We start from the raw sequence: 18099 nt of genomic DNA on the forward strand, positions 1-18099 counted from the left end.
TTTAAGATTAACTCTTCGGTATGGTTAATGAAGTGTATGTTGCACTCAAGCAACATCGAATTTCGGCCACGCGGCAGCCACAATGATATCACAATTTGGCTCTTTCAAATCCGCATTTGAGTTCCAATTTCAGTCTCGATCCGGAAGGGACATCTGGCAATATCCCGCCAATGCTTCACTGATAGACAGATGGCAAGCAAAGCGGGACTGAAAGGAGACTAAGTATGCGTGTACTCATTGCTGGCCTCATGGCCTCCGTTTTTGCAATTGCGGGCGTCTCGGCAGCTCAGGCGGCCGATGCCGTCGACCAGGTTCCGGAAGCACCGGTCGCCCAGGACGCTCCGGTCAAGCCGGCCGGTAGCTGGGAAGGCTTTTACCTCGGCGGCGCCGGCACCTACAACATGGGTGACTTCGGTTCCGACCGTCACACCTATGGTTTCGGCGGCCAGGTCTTCACCGGTTACAACTGGCAGCAGGGCCAGATCGTTTATGGCGTTGAATCCGATCTCGGCTACAGCGGCGACGACGTCTCCTCAGACGGCGTCAAGAACAAGTATGGCTGGAACGGCTCCGTCCGTGGCCGCGTCGGCTACGACATGAACCCCTTCCTGCTCTACGGCACCGCCGGTCTTGCCCTCGGCAACGTCAAGGTTTCCGACGGCACCTCGGATGAAAGCAAGACGAACTACGGCTATACGGTCGGCGCTGGCGTCGAAGCCTTCGTGACCAACAACATCACGACGCGCCTCGAATATCGCTACACCGACTACCAGAGCAAGGACTACGACCTCGACTCCGGCAGCTTCTCGCGCGGTTACGACGAGAACAGCGTCAAGCTCGGTATCGGCGTCAAGTTCTAAGCCGAACAGAACCGTCCAAGCATGGAAAAGCCGGGCACGTTGCCCGGCTTTTTGCTGCTTCCTTGTTGTTGCCGGCGCTCACGCCCGACGAGCCGACTGCTCTCAGCCCTGGGCTTTCAGTTCGCCATGGGCGGGGAATTTCTTGTCGAACTGCCGCAGCCAGTCGACCAGCGGCGCATGATCGGCTTCCCACTGGTCCTTGAAGCGCAGCTCGAGATAATCGAGCGTCGCGGCCAGCGCGAAATGCCCGCCGCTGAGCTTCTTGCCGAGCTTCGGCGGATCGGCGCTGAGGTGAGCAAGCCCGCTCGTCGCCTTTTTCCATTGCCGGTCGATCCAGGGCTGATGGACCTTTTCCTCGTCGCGGAAGCGTCGCTCGTAGATGATGGCGAGCAGGCAGTCACAGATGCCGTCGCAAAGCGCCTCGAGGATTTCCGCATCCGTGCGCTTGCCCTTCTTCGCAGGATAGAGCTTGCCCTTCGTCAGCCGGTCGAAATAATGCATGATCGCCACGCTGTCGTATATCGACACTCCGTCATCGGTCAGCAGCGTCGGGATCTTGCCGAGCGGATTGTTGTCCACCAGGATCGCCGGTCCGGTATTGGTGTCGACCCGAATGGCGTTCACCCCTAGGCCGAGAAAATGCGCGGCCATCCGCACCTTGTTGGAATAGGGCGAGGCGGGCGAACAGAGCAGCTTCATGGGATACCTGATCAGATTGTGGACCTGTGGCGCGGACTATTCCCGAACCCGGTTGCCGGGTCAATCGTCCTTGATCGCCGCCTTGTTCTCGCCGCGCAGCCAGAAGGCCCGGTGCGAGGCAAAACGGTCTTGCGCCAGATGGTCCTTCAATGCCGGCAGCAATTGATGCAACTCGTCCTTCAGCGTGAAGGGCGGGTTGACGATGACGAGGCCTGAGCCCGTCAATCCGGTGATGCCGCGGTCGCTGCGGACCGCGAGTTCGGCGCAGAGCATTTTCGGGATGTCGAGCGCCTGCAGCGCCTCGTGGAATTCCTTGATCGGCGCACCCTTCTTCAGCGGATACCACAGGCAATAGGTGCCGCCGGGAAAACGGCGATAGGCCTTTTCCAGTCCCTCGGCGAGGCGCTGATATTCGTCCTCTTCCTCGAAGGGCGGATCGACGAGCACGATGCCGCGCTTCTCCTTCGGCGGCAGGTGCGCGCCGAGCGCCAGCCAGCCGTCGAGCTCGGTGATGCGGGCGTGGTGATCGCCCTCGAACAGCCGGTGCAGCCTGACGAAATCTTCGGGATGGAGTTCCATTGCCGACAAGCGATCCTGTGGCCGGAACAGCAGCCGCGCAAGTTTCGGCGATCCGGGATAGAAACGGACGCCGCCCTCAGGGTTGAGTTCGCGGATGGCGGAGAGATACGGCTCCAGCAGTTCGGAAACCTGAGGGCCGAGATCGGCCTCCATCAGCTTGCCGATGCCTTCGAGCCATTCGCCGGTTTTCTGCGCTTCTTCGGACGAGAGGTCGTAGAGCCCGATGCCGGCATGCGTGTCGAGCACGCGGAATGCCCCATCCTTCTTTTGCATGTAGCGGATCAGCCGCGCCAGCACGGCATGTTTCAGCACATCGGCAAAATTGCCCGCGTGATAGATGTGGCGGTAGTTCATTTTCGCTGATGTCCGTATGAATTCGCGTCATGGGGAAGTTTTGTGGCTTTTGGCCGTGCAAGCCTTGGAATATACAAATGCCATGAACATTGCGACCCCCATCCACGCCAAATCCCCGAAGTCGGACACCAGGGTAGGCCACACGGCCTGTCCGCACGACTGTCCCTCCACCTGCGCGCTGGAGGTCGATATAGCAGAGGATGGCCGCATCGGCCGCGTGCGCGGCGCCGGCGACCATTCCTATACCTCCGGCGTCATCTGCGCCAAGGTCGCCCGTTATGCCGAGCGGCTCTACCATCCCGAGCGGCTGATGCATCCCTTGCGCCGCGCCGGCGCCAAGGGGGCAGGGCAGTGGCAGCAGATTTCCTGGGACGATGCGCTGGATGAGATCGCCGAAGCCTTCGTGAAGGCCGAGGCAAGGGACGGCAGCGAGGCGATTTGGCCCTATTTCTATGCCGGCACCATGGGCTGGGTGCAGCGCGATTCGATTGATCGCCTGCGCCATGCCAAGCGCTATTCGGGCTTCTTCTCTTCGATCTGCACCAACCCCGCCTGGACCGGCTTCACCATGGCGACCGGCACGCTGCGCGGTCCCGATCCGCGCGAGATGGGCCGCACCGATTGCGTCGTCATCTGGGGTACCAACGCGGTCTCGACGCAGGTCAACGTGATGACCCACGCCATCAGGTCGCGCAAGGAGCGCGGCGCGAAGATCGTCGTCATCGACATTTACGACAATCCGACGATGAAGCAGGCCGACATGGCCTTGATCGTCAAGCCGGGCACCGATGCGGCACTTGCCTGTGCCGTCATGCACATCGCCTTCCGCGACGGCCATGCCGACCGTGACTACATGGCGAAATATGCCGACGATCCCGCGGGGCTCGAAGCGCATCTGAAAACCAGGACGCCGCAATGGGCAGCAGATATCACCGGCCTTTCGGTCGAGGAGATCGAAGCCTTCGGCCGCCTCGTCGGCACGACGAAAAAGACCTTCTTCCGCCTGGGCTATGGCTTCACCCGCCAGCGCAACGGCGCCGTAGCCATGCATGCGGCCGCCTCGATCGCCACCGTTCTCGGTTCCTGGCAATATGAGGGCGGCGGCGCCTTCCATTCGAACAGCGATATCTTCCGCATGAACAATGCGGAGCTGACCGGCCGGCCGATGAAGGATGCCGATATCCGCATGCTCGATCAGTCGCAGATCGGCCGCGTGCTCACCGGCGATGCTGTGGCGCTACGCCATCGCGGCCCGGTGAGAGCAATGCTGATCCAGAACACCAACCCGGCAAACATCGCTCCCGAACAGCGCCTCGTCAGACGCGGCTTTGCCCGGGACGACCTCTTCGTCGCCGTGCACGAGCAGTTCATGACCGAGACGGCTGATATCGCCGACATCGTCATCCCGGCGACGATGTTCGTCGAGCATGACGACATCTACCGGGCCGGTGGCCAGAACCATATCCTGCTCGGGCCGAAGCTGGTCGAGCCGCCACCTAGCGTGCGCACCAATCTCTTCGTCATCGAGGAACTGGCCAAACGCCTCGGCGTCGCCGATCGACCCGGCTTCGGTTTTTCTGCCCGCGAAATGGTCGACCGCGTCCTCGAATCGAGCGGCCTGCCAGATTACGACCATTTCCTCGAACACAAATGGTTCGATCGTCAGCCCGCTTTCGAGGAGGCGCATTATCTGAACGGCTTTGCCCATCCGGATGGCAAGTTCCATTTCCGCCCGGACTGGATCAATCAGCCGGCGCCGAACAAGCCGCCGGCGGCGATCGGCGTGCTCGGGCCGCATGCCGAGCTTCCGGCTTTCCCCGATCAGGTCGATGTCATCGAAGTTGCCGATCGCGAACATCCCTTCCGTCTCGCCACGTCGCCCGCCCGCAATTTTCTGAATTCGAGCTTCTCCGAGACCAAGACGTCTCGTCAGAAGGAAGGCCGTCCTGAGGTGATGATCAATCCCGCCGACGCTGAAGCCAATGGCATCGCCCACGGCGATCTCGTCCGCATCGGCAACAGTCGCGGCGATCTGCGCATCCACGCCCGCATCACCACCGAGGTGAAACCTGGCGTTTTGATCGCCGAGGGCCTCTGGCCGAACAAGGCGCATGTCGATGGCGAGGGTATCAACGTCTTGACCGGCGCCGACCCGGTCGCGCCCTATGGCGGGGCGGCCGTGCATGATAACAAGGTCTGGCTTCGCAGGGACGCAGCATGATGCAGCCGAAATCGCGGGTGAAGATCGTCAGCGAGGAAACGCTGTCGAATGGTTGGACAAAGCTGAGCAGTTATCTGCTCGATTATATCGACCGCAAAGGCGCGACCCAGCGCTTGAAGCGGGAGGTTTATCACCGCACGCCCGCCGCCTGCATCCTGCTTTATGATCCGAAGCGGGATCTCGTCGTTCTCGTCCGCCAGTTCCGGCTTGCCGTGCATCTGAACGGCGATCCGGCCTGGATGATCGAGGTGCCGGCCGGCCTTCTCGATGACGACCATCCCGAACAGGCGATCCGCCGCGAGGCGATGGAAGAAACCGGTTACCACCTGCGCGATGCGCGTTTCCTCTTCAAATGCTACCCGTCGCCGGGCGCGGTCACCGAAGTCGTCCACTTCTTCGTCTCCCTGATCGACATCGCCGACCGGGTCGCGGAAGGCGGCGGCCTGGACGAGGAGCACGAGGATATCGAGGTTCTCGAAGTCCCGCTCGACGAAGCCGCCGGAATGATCGAAGACGGCGAGATCTTCGACGCCAAGACGATCATGCTGCTGCAATGGGCCATGTTGAACAGGAATGATCTTCGATAGCGGATGCGGCGATCGAGGCCTCGTTCGCCAAATTGCCTGCGGGGCGATCCCATTACCCGCGATCGTCTTAGTTTTCGCCGCGAACTCGCATCATCTGCCGAAAGGCACGTCGCTTTAATACAGGTGTTGCGTTGATGATGCGCATGACGCCGCGCATGGCAGCGAGCTGGACTGTACCGACAATCGGCCGATGAGCCGGATCGCTGGCATCCATATGCCTTTTCGATTCGAGTACTGCTTCGGTACTGTAGCGAAGCATTTCGGCTTCATAGGCGTGTATGGCTTCGACGAGCGGCTTTTGAGCTCGGTCCGCCTCGACCAGCATATGCCCAAGCAGAGCGGCATCGCGAAGCGCCGTATTGGCGCCGGCGCCGCGTCCAGGTGTCATCGTATGGACGGCGTCACCGAGCAGTGTGACGTTCGAACTCGTCCAAGGTTTCAGCGGCACGGAAGTCCTGACCTTGACATCGTGGATGGTCGCGGGCTCCGTCATACGGATGAGCGCGCGCAAGTGCGGATGCCAGTCCCGAGCAAGCTCCAGGCCCAATTCTCTCAATTGCTCTCCGCTCAGGCCGGCCGTATCCCGCGGGCAATTCTGCCGAGCGCCCCAGATGCCCCAGCCGATACTGTCCTCGTCGAGCGCTTCGACGAAATCCGGCCAGCGAGCGGCAAAATCAGGGTTGCTGCGGCTGTCGGCGAACTCGAGCGAGTGAATAATCGCGCCGAACCCCATCGGCGCCATAATCATCGACATGCCTTTCAGCATCTTGTCCGACAGCAGAGCTTTCGCCTCGACCGTCATAGGAATTTTGCCCCCGAGCGACACGATCCCCGTGTCTTCCAGACGCGCTTCCGGCAAGTATTGCCTGCGCACAGCAGAGTTCGTGCCGTCAGCGCCGACCAAAACATCTCCCGTCGCCAGACTTCCATCCTGAAAGCAAGCGGTGACGGACCCGTCGGCGTTACGTCCGTACCCCTGAAGCGCTTTGCCGAAGGAGACGTTGTCTTCAAGCCCCCTGAGCAGAACCCGCCTCAGCGTCTTTCGAACGACGTTCTTTTCACCGTCAAGAGTATTCGCAGCCGCATCACCGATGTCGAAGCTCAGCACCTCACCAAGCTGTTCCGTCAACATGTTGAAATAGCATGGCGACCTGGCGCATGTGGTAAGATAGAGGTCGTAGAGTTCGTTGGGTATACAGGCCTTTAGCGCTCGGCTCCCAGCCGGGCTGATACCGACGCGATAGCCGCCGGTGTCGGCGTTCGGTGCGATGTCGCGCTCATACACCGCAATGCAAACGCCAGCCTGTTTAAGCAGATGAGCGAGTGCCAAACCGCCAGTCCCGGCGCCGATAATCAAAACCTTCATGGTGCTAGTCCTTGTCGAGCTTGGAGTGGGTGGAGAACTCGACGGCAATCTGCCTGAGCCACTCGTCTGTCCAGGTGATGCGCCCGGCGCGCAGGTCCCCGATGACGCCATTGACCCAAGACAACTCGGTCGCGTGAAGCGCTCGGAGATATTCCATCTCAAGTAGGAAGAGCCTTGGTACGGCCTGCGCCTCCCGCAGGAGCCCGTCGATCCGCCGAAGTTCCGACTCGATGGCTTTTGCCCGGTGCTCAAGCAGACCCAACACATCGTTCGGCGTCAGCAGAGCAAGAAATGATACGGCTGCGGGGAATTCCGGATATTCCCGCGTCAAGGTCGACAACATCTCGCGGATCCATGCCAGCGCAACGTCGCGGCCCTTTTCGGTGATCTCGTATACGGTCCGCTCGGGACGCTTGTCATCCCGGACTGTTTTCTGCTGGGCAATCAATGCCTCGCGCTCGAGCCGATGGATGGTTTGATAAAGGCTCGCCCTCTGCGTGACGTTGATCACTTCATCCTTGCCGCGCTCCTTGATGAGCCGCTGCATTCGGTAAGGATGCAGCGGCTCTTCCATGAGCATTGCAAGGACAGCGAGCGCGACTGGTGAGCGTTTGATTAAGGTCATAGTCATAGTATTACTAGTTAAGTTATAACTAGTCAACTGGCTGTTGGACAGGGTACTCGGTTGGATCGGTGACCGTGAATTCATGGAGCGGCGCATCGGACCATTTCCAAAGCGCAAGTTTCCGCTTTAAGGTGAGTGTGCTCGAAATTTCATACGACTGTCACGAAGCGGTTCTATCCGCTGCGGTCTGTCAATCATCCGATGCGGTCAGGAGAAAGCCCATGTGGCTCAGCAATTTCACCCTCGTTCTCCCAAACGAGGTGGTGAGTGAAGGTTCCGTGCGTGTTGAGGACGGCGTCATTGCCGAGATCAGGCCGGAGCCGGTTGCCGGGGCGGCGATCGACGGCGGCGGTCGGCTGCTGATGCCGGGCTTCGTCGATCTGCACGGCGACATGATCGAGCGCGAGATCGCGCCGCGCCCGAACGCGACGATGCCGATCGATTTCGGCATTCATGAACTCGACAAGAAGCTTGCCGCCGCCGGGGTCACCACGGCCTTTGCCGCCGTCTCCTTCGCCACCGAAAGCGTCTATGGTCACGTCCGCTCGTTGGAGACGACCTCGGCGGTCATCGAAGGCATCAACCGCTTGCGCGACAATCTGCTGATCGATCACCGCGTTCACGCCCGCTACGAAATCACCAATGTCGGCGCCGCTCCGGCGCTCGAACGCCTGCTGAATGCCGACCAGATCGACATGGTTTCGCTGACCGACCACACGCCGGGCCAGGGCCAGTACAACAACCTGCAAAGCTACATCCTCAGCATTTCCGAGCGCCGCGCCGTCTCCGAGGAAATGGCAGCCGAGATCGTCGCCAAGCGCATCGCCATGCGCAACAATCCTGACATCGAGGCCAAGCTGAAGGAGATCGTCGCGCTGTCGCTGAAGCACAAGCTGTCGCTGGCCTCGCATGATGATGACAGCGTCGAAAAAGTCGCCGAGATGCACGACCTCGGCGTCACCATCAGCGAGTTTCCGGTGACGGCGCCCGCCGCAGAGGAGGCGCGCCGGCGCGGCCTCTGGACGCTGATGGGAGCGCCGAACGCGCTGCGCGGCCAGTCGATGTCGGGCAATCTCAGCGCCCTCGATGCCGCAAGGGCCGGTCTCCTCAGCGTCATCGCCGCCGACTATCACCCGGCCGCCTTCGTGCCGGGCATCTTCAAGCTCGCCGACATGGTGGAGGGTGGACTGCCGGCCGCCGTCGCCATGGCCACCGGCAATGCCGCCCGCTCCGCCGGCCTCCTGGATCGCGGCGAAATCGCCATCGGCCAGCGCGCCGATCTGGTCGTGGTTGAGCCAGGCGAGGTCCATCGCATCCGTGCGACGTTCCGCGCCGGCCGCTTCGTCTACAGCGACGGCACGCTGCATCCTATACATGCGCTGGCGGCATAGCTCAACTCCCTGCTGAGGTGCCTGGAACGTCTGCGAAGTCACGGTGCATCACTCGTCCAGTGAGCGCATAAATTTCACTTGCAATTGAAAATTCAATTTGTAATCTACGCTCATCGACAACGGTTACCGCAATTGCAACTTCAGGGCGCTGGATTCCGTCCGGCGGGCCACTGGGCTGGGGAAATATGAATAGCTTTGGGACCGGCAAACGTTGAGTCCGAATGCCTCGATCGAGAGAGTCGACGCCGTCGACGATTCTGACTTGTCACACGGCATCACTATCCCAGCGCCAGCTGATGGGGATCTCGATATGATGAGCCAAGGTTTGGGTGAGCCATTGCCAAGTCCCGGTCGGACTGCACGATGGTGGCTCAGCGTACCATACGGTTTGGTGATGCGAGTCTCGCTAGCAAGGCTCGCAAATTGAAGAACTACTTTTTCTTTCTGGATGAACTTCGGGGGGTAGCTGCGCTATCCGTGGTTCTCTTGCATGCCAGCCAGGCTTTCGGATTCGGCCTTAATTCCCACGCCTCTCTGGCCGTGGATTTCTTTTTTTGCCTTAGCGGCTTCGTTCTCGCTCATAGGTACGATCAAAAATTAAAGTCGGGCGTTCTGCGGAGCAGTGCATTCTTCCTGAAGCGTCTATTGCGCCTTTACCCCTTGATCGTGGCTGGTGTCGGCTTGGGCGTTGTCGCGTCGCTATTTACTTCAACACCGAGTATCCCACTCGCCGACGTCCCGATTCTGGCTCTAGGTGCACTACTCCTATTGCCGTTAGGGCTTCTGGCGGGGCAAGAGGCGTTCGCGATCAACAACCCACTTTGGTCGCTCTGTTTTGAGATGTTCGCCAGCGGGGTGTACGGATCAGCCGCTCGCCGGAGAATTCGTTTCCAGCATGAGGCAGCGGCGCTCATATTATTGGCAGCAGCGCTTTTCCTGGTCGTCACCCTCGAAGGTTCTATTGGTCCGGTCGGCTTTGCCAGCTGGCAAGCGTTCCTTGAAGGATTTGTCAGGGTCGGCTTTTCGTTCCTTGGTGGTGTTCTGATTTTTCGCTGGAAAATCAGTCGTCTTGTCGGAACGGTTCCACCTCAGATCCCGCTTTTCATCCTGATAGGGGTTTTATTTTTCCCCTTTGCTGTCTCCAAAAACATGTACGATTTCTTCTGTATCGCTATCATAATTCCGATCGTGGTCGTGCTAGCGGTTGCAGTTCCGCTGAACAAGGAGCGGCCGTTAGCGGCATATCTGGGACGGTTGTCCTATCCGCTCTATATTGTTCATCAGCCCATCATTCGACTCGGCGCTGAGTTCCAAAACCTTGGCGACGGAAGTGTGCCATTGCCGATTGCGGTAAGCGGCACCCTCTTAGCTGCCGTTGGGGCGGCACATTTTCTATCCACCCGTTTCGATGAACCGATTCGCGCCTACATCGGTCGGAAATTTTCGACAGAGATATAAGTGACGCCTTTGAATAGGAAGTTGACGGCGGTCGCCCTCAGCATCGTCGTCCTGCTTGGCAGTGTAGCGGCAGGTCTCGCCGCCGCGACACATCCTTCGGCGCCGTCATTGCCTCTGGAACGGTCGTTGTTGCCCTAAGCGCGGTCGCCGATCAGCGAAATCAGTTGGGCCTGGGGCGCAGCGGCCGAAGCTTTGGCGCCGACGGCCTTGCCGCCTTCCATCGTCACGCGGCCTTCGGCAAAGAGCCGCAGCCCTTGCGGATAGATCTGGTGTTCGATGGTGAGCACGCGCGCGGCAAGGCTTTCGGCCGTGTCGCCTGTGAGAATCGGGACGGCGGCCTGGCCGATCACCGGCCCTTCGTCCATGCCTTCGGTGACGAAATGCACCGTGCAGCCGGCGATCCGCATGCCGGCGTCGATCGCCCGCTGATGTGTATGCAGGCCCGGAAACAGCGGCAGCAGGGAAGGGTGGATGTTGAGCATCCGGCCTTCATAACGCTGGATGAAGGTAGGCGTCAGCAGCCGCATGTAGCCTGCCAAGCAGAGAATGTCGGGGGACAGCGTGTCGAGCGCGGCAAAGATCGCCGCCTCGTGCGCTTCCTTGCTGGCATAATCCTTGCGGGGAAAGGCGAAGGTGGCGATACCCTCGGCTGCCGCCTTGGCGAGCCCGCCGGCATCGGCCTTGTCGGAGATCACGCCGACGATTTCTGCGGGGTAGTCGGCGGCCTTCGCCGCCGCAATCAGCGCCATCATGTTCGAGCCGCCGCCGGATATGAAGACGACGGCGCGTTTGCGCGGCGAACTCATATGGCAAGCGTGCCCTTATAGACCGTGCCGGCAGAACCCTCATCGCGGGCGATCATGCGCCCAAGCGTGACGACGGTCTCGCCCTCGGCTTCGAGTGCGGCGGAAACGGCCGCGACATTCTCGGCGGCGACGACGGCGATCATGCCGACGCCGCAGTTGAAGGTGCGCAGCATTTCATTCGCTTCGACGCCGCCGGTCTTGGCGAGCCACGAAAACACCTTGGGAACCCTGACGGCGGCAAGATCGATCTCGGCCGCCAAATGCTTCGGCAGCACGCGCGGAATATTTTCCGGGAAGCCGCCGCCGGTGATGTGCGCCAGCGCTTTGATGGCGTCGGTCTCGCGGATCACCTTCAGAAGCGGCTTCACATAGATGCGGGTCGGCTCAAGCAGGGCCTCGCCGAGCTTCTTGCCGTCGGCGAACGGCGCCGGCGCATCCCAGTCGAGACCGGACAGTTCGACGATCTTTCGCACCAGCGAGAAGCCATTCGAATGGACGCCGGAGGAGGCAAGCCCGAGGATCACGTCGCCCTCGGCGATATCGCCGGAGGGGAGCAGCTTGCCGCGTTCGGCAGCACCGACGGCGAAACCGGCGAGATCGTAGTCGCCGGAGGAATACATGCCGGGCATTTCGGCGGTCTCGCCGCCGATCAGCGCGCAGCCGGCCTGCCGGCAGCCGGCGGCAATGCCGCCGACGATGGCCGCGCCCTGGTCGGGGTCGAGCTTGCCGGTGGCGAAATAATCGAGGAAGAATAGCGGCTCGGCGCCCTGCACGACGAGATCGTTGACGCACATGGCGACGAGGTCGATGCCGACGGTGTCGTGGTAATCGGCATCGATGGCGATCTTCAGCTTTGTGCCGACGCCGTCATTGGCGGCGACCAGAACCGGGTCGGTAAAGCCGGCGGCCTTGAGGTCGAACAGCCCGCCGAAGCCGCCGATCTCGCCGTCGGCGCCGGGGCGGCGCGTCGAGCGCACCGCCGGCTTGATCTTCTCGACGAGGAGGTTGCCGGCATCGATGTCGACGCCCGCATCGCTGTATGTCAGGCCGTTTTTCCCAGACTGGCTCATGCTGGTCTCCGATGGCTATTTCTGGCGGCAGACGCGCCGCGTCATCTGCCGGTCGCAATTGCATGACAGGGGCCTTTATGCAAGCGCCGCATGGCAAAAGCCCCCAATTTCCCGCGTCTTCCCCGAGCCTTTTCGGGATTTGGCGCGGCAGGGTTGACCATCTTTGCGCCTGCATCCTATGTGCTGAATGGCCGCTCCGGTTCGGATGCGGCTTTTGGTCGGCGGCGAGCGAACAGCGGGGAAGCGATGCCACAGCAAGTCAGCGGCAACAGTCTCAAGCGTCAGATATTCTTCTGGCTGGCAGTGCTCGTCTTCTTCATCGTCTTTCTCTATGTCTTCAGCTCGATCCTGCTGCCTTTCATCGCCGGCATGGCGATCGCCTATTTCCTCGATCCGGTGGCCGATCGGCTGGAGCGTCTGGGCCTGAGCCGCATGATGGCGACGGTCGGCATCCTCATCTCTTTCGTCATTATCTTTGCGCTGGCGCTGATGATCCTCATTCCCGTGCTCGTCAGCCAGTTCAACGATTTCGCCGAGCGTCTGCCGACCTATATCAGCCAGTTGCAGCAGTTCATCAGCCAATCGCAGAATTCGCTGCTGCCGGATTGGGTCAAGAGCCAGGCCGGCACGATCAAGGATAATTTCTCCGGAATCCTCTCCGAAGGCATGGGCTTCTTGACCGGGCTCTTCGCGCAGATCTGGAATTCCGGCAAGGCGATCGTCGACGTCATATCGCTGCTTGTCGTCACTCCGGTCGTCGCCTTCTATATCCTGCTCGATTGGGACCGCATGGTCGCCAAGGTCGATCAATGGATCCCGCGCGATTATATCAGCGATGTCCGCCAGATCGCCAAGGAGATCGACCAGGCGATCGCCGGCTTCATCCGCGGCCAGGGCTCGCTTTGCCTCATCCTCGGCATTTATTATGCCGCCGGCCTGTCTCTCGTCGGCCTGAATTTTGGCCTGCTGATCGGGCTCTTTGCCGGCATGATCAGTTTCATTCCCTATGTCGGCTCGATGGTCGGCCTCGTCCTCGCCATCGGCGTGGCGATCGTCCAGTTCTGGCCGAATTATCCCTGGATCGGCCTGGTGCTCGCCGTCTTCTTCAGCGGCCAGTTCCTCGAGGGCAATATCCTGCAGCCGAAGCTCGTCGGCTCCAGCGTCGGCCTGCACCCGGTCTGGCTGATGTTTGCGCTGTTTGCCTTCGGCGCGCTCTTTGGTTTCGTCGGTCTTCTGGTCGCCGTGCCGGCCGCCGCCGCCGTCGGCGTGCTTGTTCGTTTCGCGCTTTCGCGTTACCTTCAGAGCGATCTTTATTTTGGCGTGTCGCCCACTGGCCGCACCCGAAAGACGAAATCAGTTCCCAATGAATGACGTGAACAACGCTGATCCGAAGCGCAAGGCCGGAGAGCAGCTACCGCTGGTCTTTTTGCACGATGCTGCAAGCGGGCGCGACGACCTCCTGGTCTCGGAGCGTCTCGCCGCCGCCGTTTCGATCGTCGATGCCTGGCCGGCATGGCCATCGCCGGTCGTCGTGCTCGCCGGCCCGGTCGGTTCGGGAAAATCGCATCTCGCCCGCATCTGGCGGGAACTGAGCGGCGCAGTCGACATCCATCCCGAACTTGGCTCAGACGCCGCGGTTGCTGCCGCCGCCGGTCCCGTACTGTTCGAGGACGCCGACCGCCTTGGCTTCGACGACAATGCGCTGTTTCACGTCATCAACAGCGTGCGCGAAAATGGCACCGGGCTGTTGATGACCAGCCGTCTCTGGCCGATGTCCTGGCCGGTTTTGCTGCCCGATCTGCGCTCGCGCCTGAAAGCTGCAACCGTCGTCGAAATCGGCGAACCCGACGAGGCGTTGTTGTCGCAGGTGATCGTCAAGCTCTTTGCCGACCGGCAGCTTTATATAGATGACAAACTCGTGCTCTATATCGTTAACCGGATGGAGCGGTCGCTGAATGCCGCCCAGACGATCGTCGAAAGGCTTGACCGGCTGGCCCTGTCGCGGGGCACGAAAATCACCCGGTCTCTGGCCGCCGAAGTATTGAATGAATTGGGAAATTCGGAGCCGGCCGATTGACTGTCACAGTTCCGTCGTGAAACTGATATAATTGCCTTCGGCGATTGAGAGCGGGGTAAACGGTCTATGGATAGCGCAGTCGCAGAACATCAGGAACTTACTCCGCAATCCAACGACAACACTCCCCCGCTGGAAGAGCTGCTTAAGAGCCCCGAGCGCTTCATCAACCGAGAATTCTCCTGGCTGCAGTTCAACCGCCGCGTCCTGGAAGAAACGTTGAATACCGAGCATCCGCTGCTCGAGCGCGTTCGCTTCCTGTCGATCTCGGCCGCCAACCTCGATGAATTCTTCATGGTGCGTGTCGCCGGCCTCGAGGGCCAGGTGCGCCAGAACATCGTCATCCGCAGCCCCGACGGCAAGACGCCGGCCGAGCAGCTCGATTCGATCCTGCAGGAAATCGACCATCTGCAGATGGAGCAGCAGGCCTCGCTGGCCGTGCTGCAGCAGTATCTCGCCAAGGAAGACATCCTGATCGTCCGCCCCGGCGCTTTGAGCGATGCCGATCGCCAGTGGCTGGCCGCCGAATTCGAACAGGCGATCTTTCCTGTCTTGACGCCGCTGTCGATCGATCCGGCCCATCCGTTCCCGTTCATTCCAAATCTCGGCTTCTCGATCGGCCTGCAACTCGTCAGCAAGAATGGCCGCGATCCGATGACGGCGTTGCTGCGCCTGCCGCCGGCGCTCGACCGCTTCGTCCGTTTGCCGGATGATGGAAACACGATCCGCTACATCACTCTGGAAGATGTCGCCAACATCTTCATCCACCGGCTCTACCCGGGTTACGAGGTGCAGGGCTCCGGTACGTTCCGCGTCATCCGCGACAGCGATATCGAAGTCGAGGAAGAGGCCGAGGATCTTGTCCGCTTCTTCGAAACGGCGCTGAAGCGGCGCCGCCGCGGCAAGGTCATCCGTATCGAGACCGACTCGGAAATGCCGGCCTCGCTGCGCCAGTTCGTCGTTCAGGCGCTTAATATCCCCGACAATCGCGTCGCCGTTCTGCCGGGCCTTCTGGCGCTGAACACTCTGTCCGAGATCACTAAGGCGCCGCGCGAGGATCTCAGGTTTCCTTCCTACAATGCGCGATTTCCCGAGCGCGTCCGCGAACATGCCGGCGATTGCTTCGCCGCCATCCGCGAAAAGGACATGGTCGTCCATCACCCCTACGAATCTTTCGACGTGGTGGTCCAGTTTCTTCTCCAGGCTGCGCGCGATCCTGACGTCCTGGCGATAAAGCAGACGCTGTACCGCACCTCCAACGACAGCCCGATAGTCCGCGCGCTGGTCGACGCCGCCGAAGCCGGCAAGTCGGTGACGGCGCTGGTCGAGCTCAAGGCTCGGTTCGACGAAGAGGCGAACATCCGCTGGGCGCGCGATCTCGAGCGTGCCGGCGTGCAGGTCGTCTTCGGCTTCATCGAACTCAAGACCCACGCCAAGATGTCGATGGTTGTCCGCCGCGAGGAAGGCAAGCTCAGGACCTATTGCCACCTCGGAACCGGCAACTACCACCCGATCACCGCGAAGATCTACACTGACCTGTCCTATTTCACCTGCAATCCGGTCATCGCCCACGACATGGCGAACATCTTTAATTTCATCACCGGCTATGGCGAGCCGGAACAGAGCATGCAGCTCGCCATCTCACCCTATACGATGCGCCCGCGTATCCTGCGCCACATCGACGAAGAGATTCAGCACGCCAGGAACGGCGCCCCGGCGGCGATCTGGATGAAGATGAATTCGCTTGTCGATCCCGACATTATCGATGCGCTCTATCGCGCCAGCCATGCCGGCGTCGAGATCGATCTCGTCGTGCGCGGCATCTGCTGCCTGCGTCCGCAGGTGCCCGGCCTTTCGGAAAAGATCCGCGTCAAGTCGATCATCGGCCGCTTCCTCGAGCACAGCCGCATCTTCTGTTTCGGCAACGGCCACGGCCTGCCGTCCGACAAGGCGCTGGTTTACATCGGTTCGGCCGACATGATGCCGAGAAACCTCGATCGCCGCGTTGAAACCATGGTTCCGCTGACGAATCCGACCGTTCACGAGCAGGTCTTGTCACAGATTATGCTCGGCAACGTGATTGACAATCAACAAAGCTACGAGATATTGCCCGACGGTACGTCGCGGCGCATGGAAGTGCGCAGGGGCGAGGAACCGTTCAATGCGCAGCAGTATTTCATGACCAATCCGAGCCTGTCGGGCCGTGGTGAAGCTCTGAAGTCCAGTGCGCCGAAGCTGATCGCCGGCCTGCTCGAAGGCCGCAACAACAAGTAAAACTGGACCAAATGGTTGAATCTGAAGCCCAGGGGCGCCTTCCGGGGATCGCCCCGGTCTCCGTCGTCGATATTGGATCGAATTCCATTCGTCTAGTCGTCTACGAAGGCATGTCCCGTTCGCCAACCGTCCTCTTCAACGAAAAGGTTCTCTGCGGCCTCGGCAGGGGTATTGCCCTTAGCGGCAAGATGGATGAAGACAGCGTCAGCCGGGCTTTGGTGGCGCTGCACCGTTTCAAGGCGCTGTCCGATCAGGCGCGCGCCGCCACCATGTATGTATTGGCGACGGCCGCCGCGCGCGAGGCGAGCAACGGTCCTGATTTCATCCATCAGGCCGAAACCATCCTTGGCCGCAAGGTCCGCGTGCTCTCGGGCGAGGAGGAGGCGAAATTCGCCTCGCTCGGGATCATCAGCGGCTTTTACAATCCCGATGGCATCGCCGGCGATCTCGGCGGCGGCTCGCTGGAGCTGATCGATATCAGGGGCAAGGAAGTCGGCAAGGGCATCACGCTGCCGCTCGGCGGCCTGCGCCTGTCGGAATATGCCGGCGGCTCGCTGTCCAAAGCCCGGACCTTTGCCCGCAAGCAGGTGAAGACGGCAAAGCTGCTGTCGAAAGGCGAGGGGCGCACCTTCTACGCCGTCGGCGGCACCTGGCGAAATATCGCCAAGCTGCACATGGAGCTCACCAACTATCCGCTGCACATGATGCAGGGCTATGAGGTCTCGCTCGAAGCGATGATGCTGTTCCTCGAACAGGTGGTCAGCGCGCGCGATTCCAAGGAGCCGGCGCTGCAGGCGGTGTCGAAGCACCGCCGTTCGCTGCTGCCCTTCGGCGCCGTCGCCATGAAGGAAGTGCTGAGCGCGATGAAGCCGTCGGTGATTTCCTTCTCGGCGCAGGGTGTGCGTGAGGGATATCTCTATTCGCTGCTGTCGGAGGGCGAACGTCGCCTTGATCCGCTGCTTGCCGCTGCCGGCGAACTGGCGATCCTGCGTGCGCGTTCGCCCGAGCATGCCCGCGAACTGGCGGAATGGACCGGCCGCATGATGCCTCTCTTTGGCGTCCAGGAAACGCAAGAGGAAAGCCGCTACCGTCAGGCCGCCTGTCTGCTTGCCGATATCAGCTGGCGTGCCCATCCCGACTATCGCGGCCTGCAGGCGTTGAACGTCATCGCTCACTCTTCCTTCGTCGGCATCAGCCATCCCGGCCGCGCCTTCATCGCGCTCAGCAACTATTACCGTTTCGAAGGGCTACACGACGACGGCGCAACAGGCCCGTTGGCGCAGATCGCCACACCCCAGTTCATCGAGCGCGCCAAGCTGCTCGGCGGCATGCTGCGCGTCGTCTACCTCTTCTCGGCCTCGATGCCCGGAATCGTCAAGAACCTGATCTTCCGCAAGTCGTCGAACCCGGACATCGACCTCGAATTCGTCGTGCCCCCCGAATACCGCGATTTCGCCGGCGAACGCCTGGACGGCCGCCTGCAGCAGCTGTCGAAGCTGACGAACAAACGGCTGGCGTTTCTGTTCGAGTAGGGCGGTGCAACGGTCGCTGTGCCGTGCCGGCCCCCTCTGGCCTGTCGGCCATCTCCCCACAGGTGGGGAGATCGGCTGGGCGCAACGGTTTCCCAAAACAATTGCCGTTGCAGCGCGACGAAACGGTAGAGAGGTGGGAAGGCCAAGCCGCTTGTGATCTCCTGTGGGGGAGATGCCCGGTAGCGCAGAGGGGGGGCTGGCAC

15 protein-coding genes are annotated in these 18099 nt (G+C 61.0%); 9 read left to right on the forward strand and 6 right to left on the reverse strand.

All coding sequences use genetic code 11. The annotated features are described in order from the left end of the window. Positions 1-224 precede the first annotated feature (224 nt). Complete coding sequence (locus HJB83_RS07350; RefSeq protein ID WP_207583690.1) at positions 225-860, forward strand: outer membrane protein; 636 nt, start codon at positions 225-227, stop codon at positions 858-860. Between the two features lie 102 nt (positions 861-962). Here the strand turns inward: HJB83_RS07350 and HJB83_RS07355 are convergent, their stop codons facing one another. Beyond that, a complete protein-coding gene (locus HJB83_RS07355; protein ID WP_207583691.1) occupies positions 963-1559 on the reverse strand; it encodes a glutathione S-transferase in 597 nt (198 codons plus the stop codon). Between the two features lie 60 nt (positions 1560-1619). Further along, complete coding sequence (locus HJB83_RS07360; RefSeq protein ID WP_207583692.1) at positions 1620-2492, reverse strand: 23S rRNA (adenine(2030)-N(6))-methyltransferase RlmJ; 873 nt, start codon at positions 2490-2492, stop codon at positions 1620-1622. Between the two features lie 16 nt (positions 2493-2508). Here HJB83_RS07360 and HJB83_RS07365 point away from each other — a divergent pair, with 16 nt between their 5' ends. Together HJB83_RS07365 and HJB83_RS07370 are read left to right on the forward strand one after the other, a co-directional pair. Then, the gene (locus HJB83_RS07365) at positions 2509-4713 is read left to right on the forward strand and encodes a molybdopterin-dependent oxidoreductase (RefSeq protein WP_221131508.1); all 2205 of its coding nucleotides are present in this window, start codon (positions 2509-2511) and stop codon (positions 4711-4713) included. Then, the gene (locus tag HJB83_RS07370) at positions 4710-5300 is read left to right on the forward strand and encodes an NUDIX domain-containing protein (RefSeq protein WP_207583694.1); all 591 of its coding nucleotides are present in this window, start codon (positions 4710-4712) and stop codon (positions 5298-5300) included. The genes HJB83_RS07365 and HJB83_RS07370 overlap by 4 nt, the downstream gene beginning before the upstream one ends. Before the next feature lie 67 nt (positions 5301-5367). On the opposite strand, the gene HJB83_RS07375 is transcribed toward HJB83_RS07370, so the two are convergent. Then, complete coding sequence (locus tag HJB83_RS07375) at positions 5368-6666, reverse strand: NAD(P)/FAD-dependent oxidoreductase (RefSeq protein WP_207583695.1); 1299 nt, start codon at positions 6664-6666, stop codon at positions 5368-5370. Between the two features lie 4 nt (positions 6667-6670). After that, complete coding sequence (locus HJB83_RS07380; protein WP_259669589.1) at positions 6671-7291, reverse strand: PadR family transcriptional regulator; 621 nt, start codon at positions 7289-7291, stop codon at positions 6671-6673. A 221-nt stretch (positions 7292-7512) separates the two neighbouring features. Between HJB83_RS07380 and HJB83_RS07385 the strand changes: the two genes are divergently transcribed. Both HJB83_RS07385 and HJB83_RS07390 read left to right on the forward strand, forming a co-directional pair. Continuing rightward, complete coding sequence (locus HJB83_RS07385) at positions 7513-8682, forward strand: alpha-D-ribose 1-methylphosphonate 5-triphosphate diphosphatase (protein WP_207583697.1); 1170 nt, start codon at positions 7513-7515, stop codon at positions 8680-8682. Between the two features lie 363 nt (positions 8683-9045). Next, positions 9046-10140, forward strand: coding sequence for an acyltransferase (locus HJB83_RS07390; protein ID WP_221131509.1), 1095 nt, complete (start codon positions 9046-9048; stop codon positions 10138-10140). A 134-nt stretch (positions 10141-10274) separates the two neighbouring features. Here the strand turns inward: HJB83_RS07390 and purN are convergent, their stop codons facing one another. Together purN and purM are read right to left on the reverse strand one after the other, a co-directional pair. Next, a complete protein-coding gene (gene purN, locus HJB83_RS07395) occupies positions 10275-10946 on the reverse strand; it encodes a phosphoribosylglycinamide formyltransferase (protein WP_221131510.1) in 672 nt (223 codons plus the stop codon). Continuing rightward, positions 10943-12016 carry a phosphoribosylformylglycinamidine cyclo-ligase gene (purM, locus tag HJB83_RS07400; RefSeq protein WP_221115261.1) on the reverse strand — a complete coding sequence of 358 codons (1074 nt, stop codon included), beginning with the start codon at positions 12014-12016 and terminating at the stop codon, positions 10943-10945. Before purM ends, purN begins: the two co-directional genes overlap by 4 nt. A gap of 246 nt (positions 12017-12262) precedes the next feature. On the opposite strand from purM, the gene HJB83_RS07405 reads away from it, so the two are divergent. The 4 genes from HJB83_RS07405 to ppx all read left to right on the forward strand — a co-directional run bounded on the left by HJB83_RS07405 (position 12263) and on the right by ppx (position 17896). After that, complete coding sequence (locus HJB83_RS07405; RefSeq protein ID WP_207583700.1) at positions 12263-13387, forward strand: AI-2E family transporter; 1125 nt, start codon at positions 12263-12265, stop codon at positions 13385-13387. Next, on the forward strand, positions 13380-14093 hold the full coding sequence (gene hdaA, locus HJB83_RS07410) for a DnaA regulatory inactivator HdaA (protein WP_207583701.1): 714 nt from the start codon (positions 13380-13382) through the stop codon (positions 14091-14093). Before HJB83_RS07405 ends, hdaA begins: the two co-directional genes overlap by 8 nt. A 66-nt stretch (positions 14094-14159) precedes the next feature. Continuing rightward, positions 14160-16364: an RNA degradosome polyphosphate kinase gene (locus HJB83_RS07415; RefSeq protein WP_207583702.1), complete on the forward strand. Its 2205-nt coding sequence runs from the start codon at positions 14160-14162 to the stop codon at positions 16362-16364. A gap of 11 nt (positions 16365-16375) precedes the next feature. Continuing rightward, positions 16376-17896, forward strand: coding sequence for an exopolyphosphatase (ppx, locus tag HJB83_RS07420; protein ID WP_207583703.1), 1521 nt, complete (start codon positions 16376-16378; stop codon positions 17894-17896). Positions 17897-18099 lie beyond the last annotated feature (203 nt).

Origin of the sequence: Rhizobium sp. NZLR11, assembly GCF_019685115.1 — a bacterium.
Lineage (GTDB): Bacteria > Pseudomonadota > Alphaproteobacteria > Rhizobiales > Rhizobiaceae > Rhizobium.

Bases quoted from the DNA above. Each gene is read 5' to 3' on its own strand.
- hdaA (WP_207583701.1), top strand. From the start codon at position 13,380: ATGAATGACGTGAACAACGCTGATCCGAAGCGCAAGGCCGGAGAGCAG.
- HJB83_RS07360 (WP_207583692.1), bottom strand. From the start codon at position 2,492: ATGAACTACCGCCACATCTATCACGCGGGCAATTTTGCCGATGTGCTG.
- purN (WP_221131510.1), bottom strand. From the start codon at position 10,946: ATGAGTTCGCCGCGCAAACGCGCCGTCGTCTTCATATCCGGCGGCGGC.
- HJB83_RS07415 (WP_207583702.1), top strand. From the start codon at position 14,160: ATGGATAGCGCAGTCGCAGAACATCAGGAACTTACTCCGCAATCCAAC.
- HJB83_RS07365 (WP_221131508.1), top strand. From the start codon at position 2,509: ATGAATTCGCGTCATGGGGAAGTTTTGTGGCTTTTGGCCGTGCAAGCC.
- HJB83_RS07350 (WP_207583690.1), top strand. From the start codon at position 225: ATGCGTGTACTCATTGCTGGCCTCATGGCCTCCGTTTTTGCAATTGCG.
- HJB83_RS07355 (WP_207583691.1), bottom strand. From the start codon at position 1,559: ATGAAGCTGCTCTGTTCGCCCGCCTCGCCCTATTCCAACAAGGTGCGG.
- ppx (WP_207583703.1), top strand. From the start codon at position 16,376: ATGGTTGAATCTGAAGCCCAGGGGCGCCTTCCGGGGATCGCCCCGGTC.
- HJB83_RS07385 (WP_207583697.1), top strand. From the start codon at position 7,513: ATGTGGCTCAGCAATTTCACCCTCGTTCTCCCAAACGAGGTGGTGAGT.
- HJB83_RS07370 (WP_207583694.1), top strand. From the start codon at position 4,710: ATGATGCAGCCGAAATCGCGGGTGAAGATCGTCAGCGAGGAAACGCTG.
- HJB83_RS07380 (WP_259669589.1), bottom strand. From the start codon at position 7,291: ATGACCTTAATCAAACGCTCACCAGTCGCGCTCGCTGTCCTTGCAATG.
- purM (WP_221115261.1), bottom strand. From the start codon at position 12,016: ATGAGCCAGTCTGGGAAAAACGGCCTGACATACAGCGATGCGGGCGTC.
- HJB83_RS07405 (WP_207583700.1), top strand. From the start codon at position 12,263: ATGCCACAGCAAGTCAGCGGCAACAGTCTCAAGCGTCAGATATTCTTC.
- HJB83_RS07390 (WP_221131509.1), top strand. From the start codon at position 9,046: ATGGTGGCTCAGCGTACCATACGGTTTGGTGATGCGAGTCTCGCTAGC.
- HJB83_RS07375 (WP_207583695.1), bottom strand. From the start codon at position 6,666: ATGAAGGTTTTGATTATCGGCGCCGGGACTGGCGGTTTGGCACTCGCT.